Annotated in this window: 20 protein-coding genes and 1 pseudogene; 9 read left to right on the top strand and 12 right to left on the bottom strand. The window is 43.4% G+C overall.

Going from position 1 to position 23,143, the window contains the following annotated elements:
- The first annotated feature begins 9 nt into the window (after positions 1-9).
- The 6 genes and pseudogenes from FTU35_RS00405 to rluB all read left to right on the top strand — a co-directional run.
- A complete protein-coding gene (locus FTU35_RS00405) occupies positions 10-672 on the top strand; it encodes an elongation factor P hydroxylase (protein WP_180064422.1) in 663 nt (220 codons plus the stop codon).
- A gap of 91 nt (positions 673-763) precedes the next feature.
- Complete coding sequence (locus FTU35_RS00400; RefSeq protein ID WP_004972336.1) at positions 764-1,381, top strand: L-threonylcarbamoyladenylate synthase; 618 nt, start codon at positions 764-766, stop codon at positions 1,379-1,381.
- Positions 1,382-1,449: 68 nt separating this feature from the next.
- Entirely contained in the window at positions 1,450-1,731 is a 282-nt protein-coding gene (locus FTU35_RS00395) for a hypothetical protein (RefSeq protein ID WP_180051974.1), read from the top strand.
- Between the two features lie 219 nt (positions 1,732-1,950).
- On the top strand, positions 1,951-2,745 hold the full coding sequence (locus tag FTU35_RS00390) for a ScpA family protein (protein ID WP_096902076.1): 795 nt from the start codon (positions 1,951-1,953) through the stop codon (positions 2,743-2,745).
- A complete protein-coding gene (gene scpB, locus FTU35_RS00385) occupies positions 2,742-3,335 on the top strand; it encodes an SMC-Scp complex subunit ScpB (protein WP_004972340.1) in 594 nt (197 codons plus the stop codon). Before FTU35_RS00390 ends, scpB begins: the two co-directional genes overlap by 4 nt.
- Before the next feature lie 41 nt (positions 3,336-3,376).
- Positions 3,377-4,249, top strand: a pseudogene (rluB, locus tag FTU35_RS00380) (23S rRNA pseudouridine(2605) synthase RluB); the annotation flags it as partial.
- Positions 4,250-4,629: 380 nt separating this feature from the next.
- On the opposite strand, the gene bioD reads toward rluB, so the two are convergent.
- From bioD to bfr, 6 genes are all read right to left on the bottom strand, one after another.
- A complete protein-coding gene (bioD, locus tag FTU35_RS00375) occupies positions 4,630-5,280 on the bottom strand; it encodes a dethiobiotin synthase (protein ID WP_096902081.1) in 651 nt (216 codons plus the stop codon).
- The gene (bioC, locus tag FTU35_RS00370) at positions 5,277-6,086 is read right to left on the bottom strand and encodes a malonyl-ACP O-methyltransferase BioC (RefSeq protein WP_180064421.1); all 810 of its coding nucleotides are present in this window, start codon (positions 6,084-6,086) and stop codon (positions 5,277-5,279) included. The genes bioD and bioC overlap by 4 nt, the downstream gene beginning before the upstream one ends.
- An 8-nt stretch (positions 6,087-6,094) precedes the next feature.
- On the bottom strand, positions 6,095-7,252 hold the full coding sequence (locus FTU35_RS00365) for an 8-amino-7-oxononanoate synthase (RefSeq protein WP_180064420.1): 1,158 nt from the start codon (positions 7,250-7,252) through the stop codon (positions 6,095-6,097).
- Positions 7,249-8,532, bottom strand: a complete 1,284-nt coding sequence (gene bioA / locus FTU35_RS00360) for an adenosylmethionine--8-amino-7-oxononanoate transaminase (protein ID WP_180064440.1) — start codon at positions 8,530-8,532, stop codon at positions 7,249-7,251. The genes FTU35_RS00365 and bioA overlap by 4 nt, the downstream gene beginning before the upstream one ends.
- A 99-nt stretch (positions 8,533-8,631) precedes the next feature.
- Entirely contained in the window at positions 8,632-9,363 is a 732-nt protein-coding gene (locus FTU35_RS00355) for an alpha/beta fold hydrolase (RefSeq protein ID WP_179991160.1), read from the bottom strand.
- A 188-nt stretch (positions 9,364-9,551) separates the two neighbouring features.
- Positions 9,552-10,016, bottom strand: coding sequence for a bacterioferritin (bfr, locus tag FTU35_RS00350; RefSeq protein ID WP_004972356.1), 465 nt, complete (start codon positions 10,014-10,016; stop codon positions 9,552-9,554).
- Positions 10,017-10,340: 324 nt separating this feature from the next.
- On the opposite strand from bfr, the gene FTU35_RS00345 reads away from it, so the two are divergent.
- On the top strand, positions 10,341-11,402 hold the full coding sequence (locus FTU35_RS00345; protein ID WP_179991161.1) for an aldehyde reductase: 1,062 nt from the start codon (positions 10,341-10,343) through the stop codon (positions 11,400-11,402).
- Between the two features lie 86 nt (positions 11,403-11,488).
- Here FTU35_RS00345 and ligA read toward each other — a convergent pair whose 3' ends face one another.
- From ligA to FTU35_RS00320, 5 genes are all read right to left on the bottom strand, one after another.
- A complete protein-coding gene (gene ligA, locus FTU35_RS00340; RefSeq protein ID WP_179991162.1) occupies positions 11,489-13,525 on the bottom strand; it encodes an NAD-dependent DNA ligase LigA in 2,037 nt (678 codons plus the stop codon).
- 177 nt (positions 13,526-13,702) lie between these two features.
- Positions 13,703-14,776: a cell division protein ZipA C-terminal FtsZ-binding domain-containing protein gene (locus tag FTU35_RS00335; RefSeq protein WP_179991163.1), complete on the bottom strand. Its 1,074-nt coding sequence runs from the start codon at positions 14,774-14,776 to the stop codon at positions 13,703-13,705.
- Position 14,777: 1 nt separating this feature from the next.
- The gene (gene smc, locus FTU35_RS00330; RefSeq protein WP_179988527.1) at positions 14,778-18,242 is read right to left on the bottom strand and encodes a chromosome segregation protein SMC; all 3,465 of its coding nucleotides are present in this window, start codon (positions 18,240-18,242) and stop codon (positions 14,778-14,780) included.
- A 10-nt stretch (positions 18,243-18,252) separates the two neighbouring features.
- Positions 18,253-18,948: a GntR family transcriptional regulator gene (locus FTU35_RS00325; RefSeq protein ID WP_179989208.1), complete on the bottom strand. Its 696-nt coding sequence runs from the start codon at positions 18,946-18,948 to the stop codon at positions 18,253-18,255.
- A gap of 219 nt (positions 18,949-19,167) precedes the next feature.
- The gene (locus tag FTU35_RS00320) at positions 19,168-19,977 is read right to left on the bottom strand and encodes a sulfite exporter TauE/SafE family protein (RefSeq protein WP_004972366.1); all 810 of its coding nucleotides are present in this window, start codon (positions 19,975-19,977) and stop codon (positions 19,168-19,170) included.
- A 28-nt stretch (positions 19,978-20,005) separates the two neighbouring features.
- Between FTU35_RS00320 and FTU35_RS00315 the strand changes: the two genes are divergently transcribed.
- Both FTU35_RS00315 and FTU35_RS00310 read left to right on the top strand, forming a co-directional pair.
- Positions 20,006-20,773, top strand: a complete 768-nt coding sequence (locus FTU35_RS00315) for a biotin--[acetyl-CoA-carboxylase] ligase (protein ID WP_004972369.1) — start codon at positions 20,006-20,008, stop codon at positions 20,771-20,773.
- Entirely contained in the window at positions 20,770-21,510 is a 741-nt protein-coding gene (locus tag FTU35_RS00310; protein ID WP_004972372.1) for a type III pantothenate kinase, read from the top strand. Before FTU35_RS00315 ends, FTU35_RS00310 begins: the two co-directional genes overlap by 4 nt.
- Positions 21,511-21,646: 136 nt before the next feature.
- On the opposite strand, the gene ffh is transcribed toward FTU35_RS00310, so the two are convergent.
- On the bottom strand, positions 21,647-23,056 hold the full coding sequence (gene ffh, locus FTU35_RS00305) for a signal recognition particle protein (protein ID WP_096902093.1): 1,410 nt from the start codon (positions 23,054-23,056) through the stop codon (positions 21,647-21,649).
- Between the last annotated feature and the right edge of the window lie 87 nt (positions 23,057-23,143).

The following is a 23,143-nucleotide window of genomic DNA, read 5'->3' as shown; positions in this document are numbered from 1 at the left end:
AACACAGTCATGCATCTGTTGCAGCCGCAAACAGAAGTGAATTTTTCATCACTTGAGAGCACACTTCCAACCACCAATTCTGACACTTCGCACCCCCAAGTGCAACTCTCGGACTGGGCAAAACTCAATACAGAAACGGAACAGGTGGACTGGCTAATCTTACACTTTAATCACTGGTTTTCCCACCTAAATGTGAACTTGGTCAAAGGTGATTTTGAACCTGAGTACTTTCCTGCCACAGCAACACAGCCTGCAAGAATTCAATTTGCACATGGTTTCTTTAATAGTGCCTTACATGAAATTAGCCATTGGAGCATCGCAGGCGAACAACGACGTTTACTGCCAGACTTAGGCTATTGGTATGCTCCCGATGGTCGTACTCAGGAACAACAAGCCTTATTTGAACAGGTTGAAATTAAACCTCAAGCCATTGAATGGCTGTTTGCTCAAGCGTTTGGACGAAAATTCCGTGTATCTTTAGATAACCTGACCGGTGAAGGTGGAGATGGCCGCACATTTAAAGACAATGTCTTTGCCCAAGTACAGCGTTATTTTAACGGAGAAGCCAAATTACCACGCGATGCAAAACGCTTTATTGAATGTATTTGTTACTGCACCCGAGGTGGCAAAACATTACAAATTGCAGAGTTTGAACGAAAAAATTTGGATTAAATGCAATAAAGCACAAGGCAATGATTGCAACTGACATCAATCCCCTTTCATAATGAGCCTAACGTCACACTTACGCTACTGAGGAATTCATATGTTGCATTTAAGAGTACATCCTGAAAATCCACAGCCGCGTCTAATCAGCCAAGCGGTTGAACGCATACGCGCAGGCGATGTGGTGGTCTATCCAACCGATGCTGCTTATGCGATTGGTTGCCAAATTGGTAATAAAAACGCGATGGAACGCATTTCACAAATTCGTGGTTTAGGCGCAAAACACCAATACGCTATTATTTGTGCCGATTTATCGGATATTGCCACCTACGCCAAAGTGGACAATGCCATGTATCGTCTACTGAAAAACAATACGCCTGCGGTCACCACATTTATTTTACCTGCGACCAGTGAAGTTCCGCGTCGCTTGATGCATCCCAATAAAAAAACCATTGGTTTGCGTATTCCAAGCAACCCCATTTGTCGCATGCTGCTTAAAGAATTAGGCGAACCTTTACTGACCAGCACCCTGATTTTACCGGGGCAAGAAGACCCTTTAGATGATCCATACGAGATTGATCTACAACTCAACAAACGTATTGATGTACTGATTGATGGTGGCTTAGGCACACTTAGCACCACCAGTATTATTGATTTATCGGGCGACAACCCGCAAATTGTGCGTCGTGGTGTGGGAGATGTGAGTGCTTTTGAATAAGCATTCACTACCTGCAAAGTGATTGACAGCACTACGGTTTAAAAGCCTTACTTGCACGAATTAAACCCATGACTTTATTTCAGGTATTGTTAAATTTGCAGCAGTTTTCGGATGAGATGCACATTTATGTGCAACATCCGTGGACGCTAGATTCCGATGCAATCGTGTGTTCCCAAACTGCATTCACAGCAACAATGCCTGAACCTCCCGATTCTTATACTTACTTTTTAGATGCAGCACTATGTAAAGCACTTTTAGCGCAATCGCAAACTCGTAATCTGTGTTTACAAGACAGCTGCATGGCAATGATTGAATACGCATTACAGAATAAAACAGAAATAAATACTTAAAGATTGAATGAGTTAATTTTTACAACTTGCCTTAAATCTCCCTCAATCCCGATTTATTTTAGGCTTTTTTTGATATTTGGTCGTAGAACAGATTTATTTCAATCACGATATCCTTTAGACTAACCGCTATTAATTCTGAGCTATTTCTCCATCTCCTTCTTATCTGAAGCGGAAATAGCATTTGCATGCTTTTGAAAATTCGCGTGGCCCAACACTGTAATGAATCAATCCCTCCACAATGCGATGGAACCTGCCCAACACATTCGTGTGTTAGATGAGTGGCAAGAGTCGATTCCTGAGGATTTGTATATTCCTCCTGCAGCATTTGAAATTCTGTTAGAGCATTTCGAAGGACCACTCGACTTTTTAATTTACCTGATTCAAAAAAATGGCTTCGATTTACTTCAGTTAGATATTGCCCCGATTGCATCGCAATATCTGTCGTATATGGATGCCATGAAATCGCTAAATATTGAACTGACTGCCGATTATATGGTGATGGCGGCATTACTGGCCGATTTAAAATCCCGCCTATTGTTGCCTAAACCTGCCAGTATCAGCAGCATTGAAAAAGACCCAAAACAAGAGCTGATTGACCGTTTAGAAACCTATTTAAGAGTCAAACAAGCAGCTGAACGCTTGGGGCAAATGCCTGTTTTAGAACGCGATACTTTTGCTACCAATGTTAGCTTAGGGCATACCGCAGTCAATAATGTTGGCTATGCAGCCGATCAATTACGTGATGCCTTGTTCTGCATTTTTAATCGTCCTGAACCTGTCACCCATCAAATTTTGCAAGAACCTGTTTTACTTGAAGAACGGATTGCATTTATTGAAGCCAAACTCGCATCGGGTGAAGTACTGAGTTTTGATGCGTTGCTAAAACCAAGTCAGGGACGCATGGGCATGGTTGTGACCTTTATGGCGATTTTAGAACTGACTCGCCAGCAAAAAGTGTGCATTATCAGCAGTGGGATTGAAGCACCATTGAGCATTCAAGGGGCGCAGGCATGAATCCAGAACCCATAATTTCGAGCTTGTCTGAAGGCGAACAACAGCATGAAGTGCTGATGCAACTCGAAGCAATTATTTTTGCCAGTGACAGTGCTGTGTCTTTAGCGCGTCTGAAAGAAGCTTTTCAAGATAAATATAGCAAAGCGCAATTACGCCAGTTTTTACAACAATTGGCCATGTTACAACATGGTCGCTCGATTGAACTGATCGAAACCGCACAAGGTTTCCGTTTTCAGGTGCGGGCAAAGTATCGTACAATTATTACACAGGTGTGGCCTGAACGTCCGACCCGACTTTCGCCCTCACTGCTAGAAATACTGGCGGTGATTGCCTACCACCAACCTGTGACCCGAGCAGATATTGAACAAATTCGCGGAGTATCAAACAATAGTCAAATTTTACGCACATTGTTTGATTGGAACTGGATTAAAGAATCAGGTTTCCGAGAACTCCCAGGAAGACCTGCGTTGTTGGTTACAACGCCTCAATTTTTAAATGCGTTTGGCTTGAATTCCTTAAGTCAATTGCCTCCCCTACAGGATGCCAAGGAAGCTTTCATGGCACTCGATGCATCTGCGTCTGTGTCTTGAATAGGTAAACTGTTGATGATCATTTCTAAGGTTATGCTGTCATGAGTGAAAAGTTGCAAAAGGTACTCGCACGAGTAGGCTTGGGTTCTCGCCGTTATATGGAAGAAGTCATTGCCGCTGGTCGTGTGAGTGTCAACGGCCAAGTTGCCCAAGTGGGTGAACGTATCGAACCAGGTGATGAGCTTCGCATCGATGGTCGTAAAGTTCAGTTCCAAATTGAAGATGAAATTCGTCGTCGCGTTCTGATTTACTACAAACCAGAAGGCGAAATTTGCTCACGCAACGACCCAGAGCAGCGCCCAACTGTATTTGATAACCTGCCTGCAATTGCCAATGATCGTTGGGTAATGGTTGGTCGTCTGGACATTAACTCGACAGGTTTATTGCTATTCACCAACGATGGTGAATTAGCCAACCGTTTAATGCACCCATCGAACGAAATTGAACGTGAATATGCAGTTCGTGTGATGGGTGAAGTGACACCACAACTGAAAAACAACATGCTGCGCGGCGTAGTGCTAGATGATGGCCCTGCCAAGTTTGAATCTTTCTCTGAAATTGGCGGTGATGGTATTAACCGCTGGTATCAAGTGGTGGTAAAAGAAGGTCGTAACCGCGAAGTTCGTCGTATTTTTGAATCACAAGGTCTGAAAGTCAGCCGTCTATTGCGTACCCGTTACGGCACGGTAATTTTACCGCGTGAATTACGTACAGGTCGCTGGATGGAATTGGATAAAAATGACATCGATAACCTTGCCAAAGCGGTTGAGTTAAAACCACGTCAAGGCACAGGTTTGTACGGCATGGCAAAACGTCGCAATGAGCGTATGCAGGAAAAACCATTGGCGGCTCGTCGTGGTGGTTTCTTGCGTCAGCAACGTCGTGACACCGAAGAAGCTGCACAAAACACAGGTTTTGCACCACGTGAATCACGCCAAGAAGGTAACAGTTACGGCAACCGTGAGCGTCGCCAAGACGGTAACAGCTATGGCAATCGTGAACGTCGCCAAGACGGCAATAGCTATGGTAACCGTGAGCGTCGCCAAGACGGTAACAGCTATGGCAACCGCGAACCACGTCAGGATGGTAACAGCTACAGCAACCGTGAACCACGTCAGGATGGCAACAGCTACGGCAACCGTGAACGTCGTGACGAAAATGCACCACGCAAACCGTTTGGCAATAAAAGCTTTAAAAAATTCTAAAAGCTGAAATACGCCAAATTGATAAAAAGCCACACGTTCATGTGTGGCTTTTTTATTGGGCAAATTGGTTGGACAAAAAATAATAAAAATTAAATATTTGGCAATACAGGAATTTCAATCCACTGTGCTTTTGGAAAGCTTTTTGACAAATAATTTTTTAAATATTTGGCAGTATCCTGCGAAATTAAAGGGTCTTGTGATTCATCGTTCAAATTATATGCCAATGCATGTAAATTCAAACCACGTGTTTTTAAAGCTTCCAAACTGAGCAAAGTGTGGTTAATACTGCCCAAACGCCCAGAACTCACCAAAATAACAGGATATTGTTTTTGCTCAATATAGTCGATGGTGAGTAGGTCTGTGGTCAGCGGCACCATGAGCCCGCCCGCACCTTCTAATAATACTGCATCATACTTTGCCGCCAGTTGCGCAGTCGCAGCCTCAATTTTAGCAAAGTCAATTTCACGACCATCAATTTGTGTAGCCAAATGCGGTGAAGCAGGATAGCTAAAAATTTCAGGCATGGTGAGTTTGTCATCATCTTCAGGCAACCATTCACTGCCCATAATTTTACGATGCTGCTCAATATCTTCTGAAACGTCTTGATTGCCCGTTTGAATCAGCTTTTGGGTAATGGTCTGAATACCCTGTTCATTCATGGTCTTGGCCAAATAACCTGTGGCATAGGTTTTGCCAATCCCTGTATCAATACCACTCACAAAATAAACTTGAGCTGTCATGGCATTCTCCGTGCAAGACAATAAATAGGATGATACGTGAGCGTGTAACTTTTTTGCTGTGAACTATGTTGCTGACTAAATTGTTCATAGCCCCGATAAAATTCGGTTAAAGTCGTTTTGTTCCAACGCTGCCCTTGTGCTGTACCCGTGACACCTGTGGCTTTTAAATGCTGCAAAATCTGTTTGGGATGTTCAAAACTTAATGATTCAAACTGCTCTGAACAGTGTAATACTTCAAAGCCCTGCTGTTTGAGCTGTTGTTGTAACGTATCCATACTCAAATAATGTAAGCCCTGACCTGTTAGTTGCTTAATTTCAGTCAAGTTTTGAGGGCCAAATGTCGAAAAGCACAAATACCCTTGCGGCTGTAACGCTTGATTCGCCTTGCGCAATAATGCTCCAAAATCTTCCACCCATTGCAAAGCCGAACTCGAACAAATTAAATCCAAAGACTGCGGAAAATCGAGCTGTTCTATATCGCCAATTAAGCCATGAATTTGAGTGATAGTTGTTTGAAGATGATGCAGATACGCTTGCAACACTTCGGCATATAAATCATTTAAAGTCAGCTGTTGAATTTGAAATTCATGCAGTAATAAGTCGGTTAAGTTTCCCGAACCACAACCGATTTCCATGACGTTTTCAAAGCAAAGCTGAGATTGATCTGACAACTTTTGCTGCACAACATATTGCTGCATTTTTGCGATTAACTGCTGACAAATTTGCTGCTGTACCACAGCATGCGTTTTATAACTCTGATGTGCGCGGGCAAAACGCTGTGCCACTTGTGCCTTATCTATACGCATACGCACACTCAAAGCAAATCCAGTAACTGTGTTAAATCTGCCGTTTCAAATTGCGTATTTAAACAAATCCGCAGTCTTGAACTGCCTTGCGGCACAGTCGGTGGACGTACAGGCATCACATAAAAACCTGCAGTCTGTAACTGTCGGGCTTTGCTTACAGTTGCAGTAGAGTCGCCAATAATCACAGGTACAATTTGCGAAGTTGATGGGCAAGCAAAACCTTTGGCCTGAATCCCCTGCTGTATAGATTGGCTCAAGGCCGCCAAATGCTGACGCTGTGCCTGCATGTGCACAATCTGATTCAGCATAAACTGCGTCCACGCCATACAAATAGGTGGCTGTGCGGTACTAAAAATTAGCGGGCGCATCCGATTAATTAGGTAATCACGGATAATCGGATCACAGATTAAATATCCCCCAACTGAAGCAACGGCTTTGCCAAACGTCCCAACCAGAAAATCAATGGCATCAATCACGCCATATTGTTCGGCACAACCTAAACCTTGCTGCCCACGTACGCCAATCGCATGTGCTTCATCGACATATAACATGACTTTGGCAAAATGCTGTTTCAGCGTGACCAATGCGGCTAAATCAGTTTCATCACCATCCATACTAAAAATGGATTCAGTCACCACAATAATGCGTTCATAATTATCATCGGCATGATATTGCATCAGCAATTGCTGCAAATGTGCCAAATCATTATGCCGATAACGCAAATATTTTGCAGATGACAAACGAATGCCGTCAATCATGCTGGCATGTACCAGTTTATCGGCCAAAATTAGGGTTTTCGCATCTGCCAATACAGGTAAAATACCAATATTCATGTGATAGCCGCTATTAAACAGCAAGGCAGCTCGCCCATGAAATAATTGCGTTAATGTGGCTTCAAGCTGTTCATAGGCAGGGAAATTTCCAGTCAGCAAACGTGATGAAGATGCACTCATTAAACGCTGTGCATTGGGCGTTTCATCAAAAAACTGTTCACGTAAGCGCAAATCAGAGGCTAAACCCAAATAATCATTGGAAGATAAATTCAGCATCTGCTGTTGCTGAATTTCAATTGTTTTACCTTGCTGCTGATTGCTGCGAAATTGACGAAAATTGCCCTGTTGGCGAAGCTGATCAAGCTGTTCTGCATAGTGATCGAGTAAACTCATGCGCTCGCTCCTTGCATACCTGTCACCACCTCAGCCAATTGCTGCAATAAAGTATTTAGTTCTGCTGCTGTAATCACATACGGCGGCATCACATAAACCAATTTACCAAATGGACGCACCCAAATACCGCGTTGCACAAATTCTTGTTGCAGGCTTTGCATATCGACAGCATGTTTAAGTTCTACCACACCAATTGCACCTAAAACTCGCACATCCTGCACCCATGCCAAATTAGCCAATGGCGTTAAATGCTGTTCAAGTTGCTGCTGAATGCGTTGAATATTGGCTTGCCAGTCTTGTTCTAATAATAATTGGGTACTTTTTACTGCAACCGCGCAAGCCAGTGGATTTGCCATAAAGGTCGGGCCATGCATAAACACACCTGCCTCACCATGCGAAATCATTTCTGCAACATGCTTCGTGGTCAATGTGGCAGACAAAGTCATATAACCGCCTGTCAGCCCTTTGCCGATACACATAATATCGGGTTCGACCTGAGCATGTTCCCATGCAAACAACTTGCCTGTACGCCCAAAACCTGTGGCAATTTCATCAAAAATTAACAACACATCATATTGCTCACAAAGCAATTTGGCTTGACGCAAATATTCAGGATGATAAAAACGCATGCCGCCTGCACCTTGCACAATTGGTTCAATAATCATGGCGGCAATCTGCTGATGATGCTCTACCAAACTTTGCGCCAATTCTGCAATATCGGCAGGATTCCACTCTTGGTCAAAACCTGTTTGTGGTGCAGATACAAAATAACGACGCGCCAAACTTGAGCCAAAAACCTGATGCATCCCTGTAACAGGATCACAAACCGACATGGCATTCCATGTATCGCCATGATAGCCAGAACGGGTGGTAATAAAATTGGTTTTTTCAGTTTTGCCTTGTGCAGTCCAGTATTGCACAGCCATTTTCAGCGCCACTTCAACGGCGACGGAGCCTGAATCTACATAAAAAATTTTATCTAAACTCGGTGGGGTAATTTCGAGCAACAAACGCCCTAACTCAATGGCTGGACTGTGGGTCAATCCACCGAACATGATATGCGCCATACTGTCGAGTTGCTCAGTCACAGCACGGTTCAGCTCAGGATGGTTATAGCCATGAATCGCGCACCACCACGATGACATGCCGTCAATCAACTGGCGACCATCTTCAAGTTCAATGGTGCTGCCAAATGCCCGCTTAACCTTAAAGGTTGTTAAGGGCTGAGTCATAGAGGTGTAAGGATGCCAAAGATGTTCACGATCAAAAGCCAAATCCATCTGTTCTGTCATCCCACCATCATCCTTGATCTTGTAAAAAACTTGATGTGCTAAATCTTAAACCTGTCTACAGATAAAATAAATTGCGAGATTTGTCACTTATGGACCTGTTGGCGGGTTTTTCTGTAAATATTGGCAGATTTTGCTAGTCAACTCATCGGCATGGAACAATGGCAGCCCATGCGAGCCTTGCAAAACATCTACGCTTAAAAACTTTGCAGCTAAATTTTGCAGTTTAGCTGCAACTTTGCAATCAACTAAAACATCCTGCTCGGCAAAAAGATGATACTGCAGACCTGTATAATTTTTAAGCTTAGTCACCAAGTTTAAGTTTTCCAATAAAGCCAAACCGTGTTGAAGCAAAGATTGCGGCTGTGGCTGAACCAAACTTTGTAATTGTAATAGGTCGGTTTTACTACTAGTGACACCCTGACACACCATAAAACCAAAACGCTTTAGGGTCAGAATTGGGTCTTGTGCAAAAGATTGTTTAAACTGGGCAAACGTGGCTTGTGGCATAGCGGTATCCCAATCGGCTTGTGCAACAAAACACGGATTGGATGCAATGGTAATTAAGGTTTTATATCCTGCATATTGGCTGGCAATCGCATTGACCAGTAGCGTTGCCAATTGCCCACCCAGTGACCAGCCCATAATTACATCAAACTGACGTGCAAATTCAACCTGTTGCTGCATGACTTGAGCATCAGTAGCGTTAAAAATATTGATGAGCTCAACCCGAAAACCTTGTGCAGTTAAGGCTTGCTGTAACGGATTTAAGAGTGCAGTACCACCGCCCCAGCCTGTAATCAATAAAATCTGTTGTTGCACGTGGCTTGCTCTCAAGTTAGAAAATCACCTCAGTATAATACTGAATCGGCTCAATCGACATCTGCAAAGCACCAAGATACATCCTTAAAAAAACCAATTGATATAAAAAAGCCAATCTATAAAAACCGATCTATAAAAAAACCCGACTTATCATAAATCGGGTTTTGGTCTATTTTGCTTTGATCAGATTACATTTGCGATTGAATGTAGTTTTGTAAACCAATCAATTCAATTAAACGTAATTGTTTTTCCAACCAGTACGTATGATCTTCTTCTGTGTCGGTCATTTGCTGACGCAACATATCACGGCTGACATAATCGCCTTTTTCTTCACACAATTTTACGCCTTGCGCCAATTTTTCACGTACTTCGTATTCCAGTTTTAAATCGGCTTTTAAGCAAGACACCACATCTTCACCCACGTCGATGTCATCGCGCTGCATATTTGGAGTGCCTTCAAGGAACAATACACGACGAATTAAAGCATCGGCATGCTGCGCTTCTTCCTGCATTTCATGGTCAATGCGCTCAAAAATTTTGCTTAAACCCCAATCTTCATACATACGCGAATGAATCAGGTATTGATCGCGAGCAGCCAGTTCGCCACCAATCAACATATTTAAATAGTCTACGACTTCTGGATTGCCACGCATTTGCTGTACTCCCTTTCTTAATCCAGTCATTATGGACACATTCAGGCAAAATTGCAAAAGTTAATTATTGTAAACCCATGATTTTTATAAAATTAAAATGAGAAACATACGCATTTGCAATATAACTTAAAAATTCCCATATATAAAACAACTGCTTGGCAAAACTTAGCTTTAAAAATGACAATACAATGATTTTGCATCATTTTGTAAATATTGAAAGAAACCATACTTTGACGCTCAAGTATCGTAAAAAACGCCTAAAAAGCGGATTTTAAAACCCAGCTGCTTTATGATAGTCACGAGTTCCATCACTTTCTTAAAATAATGACAAATCTAAATACATCTGCACCCATTTTAGTCACAGGCGCAACAGGCTATATTGCCAGTTGGGTCATTAAAAACCTGCTTGAACAAGGACATACCGTACACGCGACGGTGCGTGATCTGAATAAAACCCACAGTTTTCAACATCTGACTGATATCGCGGCAAAAAGCACAGGCAACTTACAATTATTCCAAGCCAACTTACTTGAAGAAGGTGCTTTTGATGCCGCCATGCAAGGTTGTGAAATCGTGCTGCACATGGCCTCGCCTTTTGTGGTCACCAATTATAAAGATGCAGTTAAAGACATTATTGAACCTGCCGTCATAGGCACCGAAAATGTATTAAACAGCGTTAATCGTACTGCATCGGTAAAGCGTGTAGTGGTGACTTCAAGTATTGCTGCAACCTATGGCGATGCGATTGATATTTTAAATACGGCCAATAATCGCTTTGATGAAAGTCACTGGAATACCAGCAGCAGCCCTGAGCATCAGCCTTATCCTTATTCAAAAGTGGCAGCTGAACGCAAAGCTTGGGAAATGGCAAAGGCACAAAACCGCTGGGATTTGGTCTGTATCAACCCTGCTTTGGTGCTTGGCCCATCGTTGACCAAAAACACCCAATCGGGCAGCGTGGAAGTGTTATTGCAGTTTGCCAACGGTATGACCTTGGCAGGTGTCCCTGCTATGTGGAATGGCATTGTCGATGTGCGTGATGTTGCCGATGCTCACATTCAGGCCGCATTCAACCCTGCTGCTGAAGGTCGCTATATTATTAGCGGTGGCACACTCAGCTTATTGGAAATGGGCAAAATTTTAGCGCAGTACTTTGGACGTAAATACCCTTTCCCACGCAATCAGTTACCTAAATTTGCCTTTAAAGCCTTTGGCCCTCTACTTGGTTTTTCCCGTAAATTTGTGGAACTGAATATGGGCTACCCAATTTATTTTAATGCGGAAAAAAGTCAGCGTGAATTGGGTATGCACTACCGCAATATTGAAACCAGTCTAGTCGAACATTTTCAGCAACTCATTGATGATGGCATTGTGAAGAAACGTTAAACCTTCGACTTCTCTCAGTAAAAACCAAGGCACTTCATCGTTGAAGTGCCTTTGTACCTATTAGTGGATAAAATGTAGGATGATGCTTATTCAAGCACACCATATTCCTGCATCAGCTGAATAAACTCAGCTTCATTCATGACCTGCACACCCAACTTCTCGGCTTTTTCCAGCTTTGAGCCAGCTTTCTCACCCGCCACGACACATTTGGTTTTACCCGAAACACTACCACTCACCCGTGCACCCAAAGCCTGCAACAACTGAGTCGCTTCATCGCGTCCCATTTGGCTCAACGTCCCTGTAATCACCCAACTTTCACCATTCAAAGGCTGACGTGTCGGTGCAATCGGAGCATCCCAATGAATGCCTGCAGCTAATAAACGATCCAACACTTCTAAATTATGCGGCGCTTGGAAAAAGTCCAAAATCCATTCTGCCGTAATATCTCCCACATCTGGAGTTTTCTTTAACGCTTCTAAATCAGCTTCACGCAAAGCCTCTAAAGTCTGAAAAGTATTGGCAAGCATCCGCGCGGTGGTTTCGCCCACACCACGAATTCCCAAGGCATAAATAAACGCAGCCAAAGTAGTTTTTTTGCTGTTTTCAATCGAGTCAATCAAGTTTTGAACCGACTTCTCACCCATTTTTTCAATGCCGAGCAAAGTGTCGCGGTGTTCGTGTAAATGATAAATATCAGCCACATTTTGTAGCAAGTTCAGATGCAGTAATGACTCCACCCAACGATCACCCAAACCTTCAATATCCATGGCTTTACGTGACACAAAATGACGAATCGCTTCAATACGCTGTGCCGCACAATACAAACCGCCTGAACAACGCGCCAAAGCCTCACCTTCAGGCATCACCACAGGCGAATCACACACAGGGCATTGTTCAGGTAAATGCACTTCTTGCGCATCGGCAAGGCGAAATTCAGGCCAGACTTTTTCAACTTTGGGAATCACATCACCACTACGGTAAACACTGACCGTATCGCCTAAACGCACATCCAAACGGTGAATTTCACCAATATTATGCAAAGTAACATTGGATACCGTCACACCACCTACCGCAACGGGGTTTAAACGTGCCACAGGCGTCAACGTACCTGTGCGCCCCACTTGCCAATCAATATTTTCAATGGTGGTTAAAGCGGCAACTGCAGGGAATTTATAGGCAGTCGCCCAGCGCGGCTCACGACTTAAAAAGCCCAATTGCTGTTGCTGTTTCAAGTCATTGACCTTGACCACCATGCCATCAATTTCAACGCTTAAATTCGGACGCTCAAGGTTAATTTGCTCATAGACCGCCTGAACCTCTTGAATGCTCTTACAGACAAAATGACGTTCACCAATTTCAAAGCCAAACTGCTCCAACCATGCCAAACTGTCGGACATGGTACTTTGTCCATGAGGTGGCACACATTGCGCAATGCCATAAGCATAGAATGCCAAAGGACGTGATGCCGCTATCTTTGGATCTAACTGACGCAAACTTCCTGCTGCTGCATTACGTGGATTAGCAAAGGTTTTTTCACCTTTAGCTATATTGGCCGCATTGAGTTTTTCAAAACCAAGTTTTGGCATCAACACTTCACCGCGCACTTCCAAAAGTTCAGGAATGGCAGCTTCTGTTGCAGTCAAGACTTTAGGTAAATTGCGGATGGTTTTGACGTTGTGGGTAATATCTTCCCCAGTTTCCCCATCACCACGGGTCACACCACGCACTAAAACACCGTGCTCATACCAAAGTGAAATCGCCAATCCATCAAATTTAAGTTCGACATCGTATTCAATATTTTGATTAGGCAAACGCTCTTCGACACGTCTTGCAAAAGCAAATAATTCTTCCTGATTAAACACATTGCCTAAAGACAACATGGGTACGGCATGCCTAACCGTAGTGAACTTCGCCAAAGGGGTGCCACCGACTTTATTGGTCGGTGTATCGGGTTGTACTAAATCTGGATGCTGTTGCTCTAACGCTTTGAGTTGATGGAAAAGCTGATCATATTCGCTGTCTGCAATTGTCGGTTGATCCATCACATAATAGGCATGATTGTGCTTGGCAAGTAGTTGAATCAATTGACGCATTTGCGTCACGACAGTTAAATCTACAGACATATTTTCCACCATAAAAAAGGGCGGTCTTGTTCCGCCCTTCTGTTTCTATGTAGCCGAGGCTACCATTTTGCTGACAGCATTATAAAAATGCCTACCACAAGTTGCAATTTATCTCAGATCACTTTGATCAATAATACTCTACGCAATTATGCTTACATTGCGCACAAATGCAGCATGTTAGCTATGACTTGCCTGACCCGCACGATAATCAATCGCTTGATGACGCCAGTGCTCACGTAATTGTGGGGTAAATTCCAAATGGTTTTGGTCATAGACCGTACCATCAATTTCACGCGCAATCAGTCCCGAAATACTAACCATGGTGTCAAAAGCATTTTGCACATCGCTATGCGGTAAAGCGAGGAAAAATGCCAAACCTTTAACCTGTTCAGTCGATAGCGTTTCTAAATCAAAGCCATCTGCGCCTTCATCATTAATTTGTAGCACAGAGAATAATAGCTTAGTGCCATCTTCGTTATAACGATGGAAACATGACATTTCACCAAAACGCAAACCGTATTTCATCAATACTTTTAAGGCCTTATCACCCGAAAGTATGCGACGCTCTGGGAATACATTCAGCGCAATAAAAGATTCCGCTGTGGCCAAAGCACTTTCTTCATCCATGATTTTTTGTTCATGCAAGTGCGAATCTAAAATGCTGCTTTCTTCGTTAAATTCTGAAATTTCCGCAGTTTCAATGTGTTGATTCAGGCTGTATTCATTTGATGTTTTGGCCTGTTCACTGGTGTTTGGCTCAGTTTCTGCGATTACCTGTTGAATTTCATCTGACAATGAATATTCGGTCGTGTTAGATGTGGTCGATACTGTTGCAGTGCTTGGCTCAGCGACATCGGCAGTTACTGGCGCTGTTTCAGTCGTTACCTGAGCAGTCGTTTCAGAGGCATCTTGAGCTGACACATCGGTCTGTAGATTTGCCGTAGATTGAGTCGCTTCAGTACTTTTATCTGCAGTATCATCAGAAAATGCCTGTGGTTCAGTCTTGGCAGAAACTGGGGGTTCATGAACGGCATCTGCAGTCAAAGTCGGTTCTACCCGAACTGGAGTGGCGTCGCTCTGCAATTGATCACGTACATGCCGTGGAATAATTGGTTTTTGACTATCTGCATTAAACTGCAATTCAGAGTCCAATGACGGCGCTGAATCTGCTGGTTTTTTCAGAATCATTTTTAAACCAAACGCCATGATCACAATAGCGATGACAATTCCAACGATTGTGGTGATTTCCATATTATGCCTCCGCGACTAGGCCGTATTCTGCGGCTTCTTCTAAATTTACGGTTACTAATTTTGAGGTTCCCGGTTCAGGCATGGTAACACCTAAGAGGTCGGTTGCCATCGTCATAGCAAGTTTATTATGTGTAATGTAAATGAATTGCACTTGTTCAGAAAGTTCTTTTACTAAATTACAAAAGCGCCCCACGTTAGCATCATCTAACGGTGCATCAACTTCATCGAGTACGCAAAATGGCGCTGGGTTTAAACGGAAGATTGCAAAAACCAAAGCCAAAGCTGTCAGTGCTTTTTCACCCCCTGAAAGTAAGGCCAAAGAACTGTTGCGCTTACCTGGTGGACGCGCCATCAATTTCACCCCAGATTGCCAGTCATCTTCCAAGCTCAGACTCGCTTCACCGCCATTAAAGACTTTAGGAAACAACTCCTGCAATTCGGTATTCACCTGATCAAAAGTATTCATAAACAGTTTACGAGTTTCCTGATCAATACTTTTCATTGCCGCCTGTAACTGCGAAACGGTATTTTCCAAGTCTTCAATTTGATGGCTTAATTCTGCAAAACGGGCAGATACTTCTTCATATTCTTCCGAAGCCGCCAAATTGACCGCACCCAATTTATCAAACTGTTGCTGCGCTTTCGCCAGTTTTTGTTGATGCGCAGCGACATCAATCTGCAAACCTGTGATGATCTCGCTGTTTAAATCTTTTAACTGTTCAGAATAATGCTGATAGTCCGACTTTGCCGATTGCCATGCCAAGCGCTTTTCTTCGAGTTTGGCACGTAATTGTTCATCTTGCTGCTGTTGCTGCTGCCGTTGCTCGGTCAGTTGCTGCTGTTTGGACTGCACACTGTTCAATTCCACTTGCCATTCCTGCCAAGTTTTTTGCAGCTTTTCAGTCTGCTGCTGCTGCTCTGAAAACTGAGTTTCCAAGTCAGGCAATTCCAACTGAACAGGATCGACAAACTTTTTGGCTTGTTCCATTTGCGCCACAATTTGTTGATATTGTGCTTTTAAGAAAGTGGCATCTTTTTCTAACAGTTCAATTTGCTGCTGAGTTTGTACCGCTTGACGACGTAACAGATCCACTTCTTGTTGCTGCTGCTGAAACTGTTGCTGTGAACTATCCAGCTGCTCATTCAGCTGCTCGACCTGAAATTGCAAGATTTTATACTGCGGTAAGGCTTGCTCAAGTTTAAAAGCCAAAGCATGCAAATCAATTTCCAGATCATCTTTTTGCATGGCATCTTCTTCAAGCTGCTCATCTAATTGTGCCAATTGATGCTGTAATTGCTGTTGCTGTACTGCAAAAGCCTGTGCCGCACTTTCGGCTTTCGCCATTTGCACATCTAGCGTTTGCAAGGCTTGCTGTTGCTGTTTGAGCTGTTGCTGTTGTTGCTGCAATTGCTGCTGCAACTGTTTTACCTGTTGCTGCAATTCAGGCAGTTGCTGTTCTGCTTGCTCATATTGTGGCAGTTGCAACGCCAACGCCTGTTCAATTTCATCCAAGCGAATCCGATGGCTTAATGCCCCTTGCCCTGCCTGTGCCGCTTCATCATAAAACAGCCCGATTACCCAGTCTGCTCCCACATGATAACCATCTAAACTAAGGATAGACTGCCCTGCTTGTAATTGCACTTGCAATGCCAAAGCCTGCGATAAACTTTCTGTAATTGCGACACTTTGCCACAAGCTACTTTGCGGTGAAGCAATCCAGTCACTGAGCGACTCACACCCCGAAAGCTGTATTTTTGATGTTTTTGAATCTACAGCCAAATGAATTTTTAGCTGACGTGCGCGGCTGTCCTGAAATTCAATATCTGCTTCTACCACCTGCGCAGATAACCATTTAGCCAAGAACTTTTCAATTAAATTGGCATGTGGTTTCGCCACATCTGCAAGTTGTAATACTTGCATCAACTGCACCACATCGGTTTGGGCTTTTGGACTTTGCTTAATGAGCAATTGATTGAGGTTTTTCTGTTCTGACTGCAAAATCTGAATCTCAGATTTTAAGGTCGCACACTGTGCTTTGTGCTCATTATAGTTGGTCTGCAACGTGGCGAGTTGCTGAGTGCTGTCTTGAATATTCTGTTCTAGTGTTAGCATTTCAGCCTGCAAGCGGGTCTTTTCGTCTTGCAGTTGTTGCATTCCCTCTTGCTGATCTTGCGGCTGAATTTGTGCAAACTGCTGTGTCAGGGTTTGTTTTTGCTGTTCAATACGGCTGATATTTTTGGCTAACTGCTCACTTTGCGCCTGCATGTGCACATGCTTTTGTTGTTGCTGTTCTACTTGCGCTTTGACTTGGGCATATTGTGCAGCTTGGGTTTGTTGCTGTGCTTTTAAATCCTGAAATTGCTGGCTCTGCTGCTGCGCCAAATGATCTTGCTGCTGTAGATTTTCCTGTTGGTTTTCTTGCTGATCGACCAAACTCTCTAGCTGCAATTCAATCAACTGCAAACGCTCTTTGGTTTGTGCTTTTTGTTGTTCAAGCTGCGATAAAGTCGCGGTATTTTGCTGAAACAAACTTTGTTTTTGTTCCAAAGTCATTTTCAGTTCAGCCAGTTTCTTTTCTGCCTGTTGCCATTCTTGCTGTAGCGGTGTCGATTGCTGAATCAAACGCTGAAACAACTCACTGGTCGCAGTTAAGTCATGTTCCAAAGTGGTCAGCTCAGAGCGCACCAATTTAAAACTTTCCCCTAACTCATTCATACTCAGGGTATATTCTTGCTGTAAACGTGCACTTTGTTCACACTGAAAAGACAACACTTCGACTTTAATGGTGCGAATTTCGCTCTCAAGCGCTTTGTATTGAATTGCTGTTTCTGACTGACGTTTTAAGGTTTTTAATTGCGATTTTAGTTCTGAAGCAATATCTTCCAAACGCGCCAAGTTCTGCGTGGTGTGATCCAAATGCAGCATGGTTTCACGACGACGCGCCTGATAACGTGACACGCCTGCCGCTTCTTCAATAAACACCCGCATTTCTTCAGGTTTAGCATCAACCAAACGATTAATCATGCCCTGTTCAATAATTGCATAAGAACGCGGGCCTAAACCTGTACCCAGAAAAATATCGGTGATGTCACGACGACGACACTTGGTTCCATTTAAAAAATATTCAGACTTACCATCACGGTTGACCTGCCGACGTACCGACAGTTCATTATAGGCGTTATAAGCACCGCCCAATTTGCCATAGGTATTGTCAAAACGCAGTTCAACACTGGCTACACCTACAGGTTTGCGTTTGGCAGTTCCTGTGAAAATTACATCCTGCATACTGCCGCCACGCAACTGGCGCGCACTAGATTCGCCCATCACCCAACGAATGGCGTCAATCACATTGGATTTACCACAACCATTCGGCCCCACCACAGCGGTACGGTTGGCTTTAAAATGTAAGGTCGTACTGTCGGCAAAAGATTTGAAGCCAGAAAGTTTTAAGCTGCTTAAACGCATAATGTCCCAATTAACGGCGTGAACGTCTTGCCCATGCAAGCTCGATCTGTTTCATACGGGTCAGAGATTCCAACACCAAGTTGCGCAAGTGTCGGCAAAAATCTTCCATAAATAAAGTGGCTTGTTGTGATTTTCTGCTTAAAATTGCATCACTCACCAGTTTAAATAATTCAAAAGATTCTTGTAACTCCCGACGCGAAGTATTTAAGGTCAAAAAGTAACTGCGTCTTAACGATGGCAATAACTCTTGATAGAACTTCATTAAATATAAATTTCCCACCATATCAGGCTGCCGTGCCAGATATTGAAAAATTAAATCATAAAACTTTTCAGTATTGCCCAAGCGACATTGCTCTGCCAGTTGCAGCAAAAGTTGTTGTAAGGCTTCAGCTTCATGCATTCGCCACGTGTCCGCAATACGCTGCACAATATAACCCAATAACAAACTGCTGCTGTCAAACAAAGCTCGGACTTGCTGTGCCGACATTTCCGACACAATTGCACCACGACGTGGAAAAATTTCAATCAGATGAGTACGTTGCAATAACAACAGCGCTTCACGTACCGAACCACGACTCACGTCCAGTTCTTTGGCGATGCGCAATTCCTGAATATGCTCACCTTCAACCAAATCACCGCTAATAATCTGTTCTGCGATGTGTCGGGCAATTTGTTCCGATAAACTTTCTGATTCTTGTTGTTGCATACTGTTCCTATCTTGTTTTTATAAGATGCAGTGATGAAAATTCGGAGCTACTCTCATTTAAGACATCTCAGGATCATCCTTCGACTGCAAGCATAGCTCCGATACAAGCATCTTTCTTTTTACTGCGAAACAGATCACAACGCCATGACATTGTCCGACAATTTCATGGCGCTAGAGCCAATTTTACATGGCTTAAAACAAAGAAAATAGCGACTCAACTTAGAAAAATACTCGCATACCCTGATATACAAAATAACAGCCAACGGTGGTCAACAAGCAGGCAAAACATTTTTTCAACATCGCTGGCGATAACAAATGTGCCACTTTCGCACCAACTTTGGCAGTAATAAAGCTCATCACACTAATGCCTATAAATGCATAAATGTGGATATAACCAATGGTATTGGGTACTGCAACTTCGGCTTGCTTACCAAACCACATAAAGCCTAATGCGCCCGCCACCGCAATTGGCAAACCACAAGCGGCTGAGGTTGCTACCGCTTTTTGCATGACCACGCCGTAACGGTTTAAGTACGGCACTGTTAAACTGCCACCGCCAATCCCAAAAATTGCAGAGGCAATGCCAATCCCACCGCCCGCCATGACTTGCTTTGCAGTTGAAGGCAAATGATGTGAAGGATCAACCGCAATATTTGCGCCTCTAAACATCTTAAAAGCCACCCACAGTGCAAAACCGCCAATTAATAATTGTAAGCCTTGCCCCGAAAGGAAATCGGCAATACCTGCACCAACAAATGCACCCACAATTAAACCAGGCGCAAGATTACGAAATACAGGCCACATCACCGCACCTTTTTTATGGTGTGCCGTAACTGAGCTGATCGAAGTTACAATAATGGTTGCCAATGATGTCCCCACCGCCATGTGCATTAACACCGATGGGTCATAATTGAGTTGAGTGAACACAATATATAAAATTGGCACAATAATTAAGCCGCCGCCCACGCCAAACAGCCCTGCTGCAAATCCAGCAATTGCACCAATCAATAAATATATGATTAACTCCATAAATATATTCCACTATTTGTAAATTCGTATGGATGTAGAAACCCGACAACTGCAACAACAACTCACAGAAGCAGGACAGCTTCCAGAAGTACTCATCCTGAAGCCGATTACCACTTCCACCAATGATGATGTACGGGAAATTGCACAAAAAGGTGTGCAGAGTGTCTTGGTATGCAGTACCAGACAAACGCATGGTCGAGGACAACGTCAACGGCAATGGGTATCACCCGAAGGGAACATCTATTTAAGCACATTGCTAAATTTACGAACACCTGTAAATGGGCGTTTGGCTTTAGAAATTGCGTTAAATATCTTGCAAATGCCGAGTCTACAGGCGCTGAATCTACAAGTAAAATGGCCAAATGACTTATACAGCCCGCAAGGCAAATGGGGCGGCATCTTAATTGAGCCAATTTCTGCACAGCAAGTCATTGTTGGGGTTGGGCTTAATCTTGCACCTGTCAGCTCAGCAGTTATTGATCAAAAAACCACATCTTTAACCGAACTGGGTTTGGTATCTATTGATCGTGTGCGCCTGATCGCAGAGCTTTATCTTGCCATTCAACAAGCCTGCGACTGGTTTAATCACGATTGCTATAATTTGGCATCTCGCTTCAATCATCATGCCGCATTTATGCAACAACAAGTTGAATTTGAACATTTTAAAGGTACTTGTCAGGGTACTTTTTTAGGCATTCAGGATGATGGCGCAGTGCAAATTGAAACGGCACAAGGGCTTGAAGTTTTTTATCAGGGACGTTTACGCCCTATCGATCATGCCGAGTCATCTTCATGAAAAATTTATGGCTAGATATTGGTAACACCCGCCTGAAATATTGGGTCACAGAACAAGACCGCATCATCGAACATGAAGCAGAATTGCATTTGCAATCTCCTGCCGATTTGTTGCTGGGTTTGATTCAACACTTTAAAAGTCTGAATGTGCATAAAGTAGGCGTGTCATCGGTACAAGATCAGAAGAATAATCAACGCATTCACTTGATTTTAAAAACCCTGAATGTGCCTGTGATTTATGCCAAAGTGCATGCAGATTATGCAGGTTTGCATTGTGAATATGATATTCAACAACTGGGGATAGATCGCTGGCTGCAAGTGCTTGCCGTGGCAAATGACCCACAAGAAAATTATTGTGTCATTAGTTGTGGTACGGCGCTGACTATTGATTTGGCGGATGGACTGACGCATTTAGGCGGCTATATTTTACCGAACTTATATTTGCAACGTGATGCACTGATTCAAAACACCAAAGGCATTAAAATTCCCGATGCTGCATTTGATGAACTCACCCCAGGACGCAGCACCATTGATGCTGTTCATCATGGTATTTTACTCGGCTTGCTCAGCACCATTGAGCATGTAATTCGACAGTCACCACGTAAACTGATTTTAACGGGTGGCGATGCACCGCTGTTTGCCAAATTCTTGCAGCAATATCAACCGCAAGTCGAGCAAGATTTATTGCTCAAAGGTTTGCAGCGTTATATTCAATATGCAACCCATGAAGTGCACTAAAAACCAAACATTGCTCCATCTACGCTGATAAATCTTTCGGTGTAGCTGTCATCTACGAATAAAGAACAACAAAAAAGCAGGCGCATTTTTATGCGCCTGCTTTTTTAACACTTTGATTCTAAGATGTTTTTAACAATTATTTCTTGGTTGGGTCGTTGCCACCAAACAATGGCCCCATACCGCCGCCACTGAATTGCTTTTGTAAACCGCCCAGTGAACGCATCATTTTTGCCATGCCCGATGGATTGGCAAATTTTTTCATCATTTTTGCCATTTGTGCATGTTGCTTGATCAACTTATTCACTTCTGACACATCCATACCACAACCCGCAGCAATACGTTTTTTACGGCTTGGATTCATCAGGTCTGGGTTACGACGCTCTTTGATGGTCATCGACTGGATAATCGCTTCCATCTTTTTCACTTGCTTTTCAGGATTGGCTTGCGCAATTGCATCTTGAATACCTGAGTTGCTCATGCCAGGCAACTTGTCTAAGAAGCCCATCATGCCGCCCATTTTATTCATTTGTTCAAACTGCATCAGCATATCTTCAAAGTTGAAGCTGCCGCCTTTTTGCAGTTTTTTCGCCATTTTTTCGGCTTTTTCTTTGTCGATTTTACGTTCAACTTCTTCGACCAAAGACAGCACGTCACCCATGCCCAAAATACGTTGTGCAACACGTTCTGGGTGGAATGGCTCTAGGGCATCGAGTTTTTCACCCATCCCCAAGAATTTAATTGGTTTACCCGTAATCGCACGAACTGAAAGTGCTGCACCACCGCGCGCATCACCATCAGTTTTAGTAAGGATTACACCTGTTAATGGCAAGGCATCATTAAAGGCTTTGGCTGTATTTGCCGCATCCTGACCCGTCATGGCATCGACCACGAACAAGGTTTCAGTCGGTTTAATCGCTGAATGTAATGCCTTGATTTCATCCATCATGTCATCATCGACGTGCAAACGACCTGCAGTATCGACAATTAACACATCAGCAAACTGAATTTTTGCCTGTTCGATGGCACGGTTGGCAATATCGACAGGGTTTTCATTGGCATTTGAGTCAAAGAAAATTGCGCCAACTTCGCCTGCAACCGTTTGTAGCTGTTTAATTGCCGCAGGACGGTAAACGTCGGCAGACACCATCGCCACTTTTTTCTTTTGACGTTCTTGTAAGAAACGTGCCAATTTTGCTGCAGTGGTGGTTTTACCCGCACCCTGCAAACCTGCCAATAACACCACAACCGGTGGCTTGGCAGCAAGGTCAAGGCTTTCATTGGCCTCGCCCATCATTTTTGTGAGTTCGTCATAGACAATTTTGACGAACGCCTGACCAGGGGATAACTGAGTCATCACTTCCTGACCCAATGCCTCTTCCTTAACTTTCGCGATGAATTCACGAGTTACAGGTAACGCCACATCGGCTTCAAGAAGTGCCATACGTACTTCACGTAACGTATCTTTAATATTGTCTTCGGTTAGCTGCCCTGAGCCAGTAACATTTCTTAAACTCTGCGTGAGTCGTTCTGTTAAGGTATCAAACATTGCAAATTCCGCTTAAAATAGCCATTAGCAAAAAAATGTTTCTTTAAAATAGAAAATTTATGCACAAGATGCTATAGGATACTGTAG

The organism is Acinetobacter sp. YH12095 (genome assembly GCF_013419245.1).
GTDB lineage: Bacteria > Pseudomonadota > Gammaproteobacteria > Pseudomonadales > Moraxellaceae > Acinetobacter > Acinetobacter towneri.
This window is presented reverse-complemented; position numbering and strand designations above follow the sequence as displayed.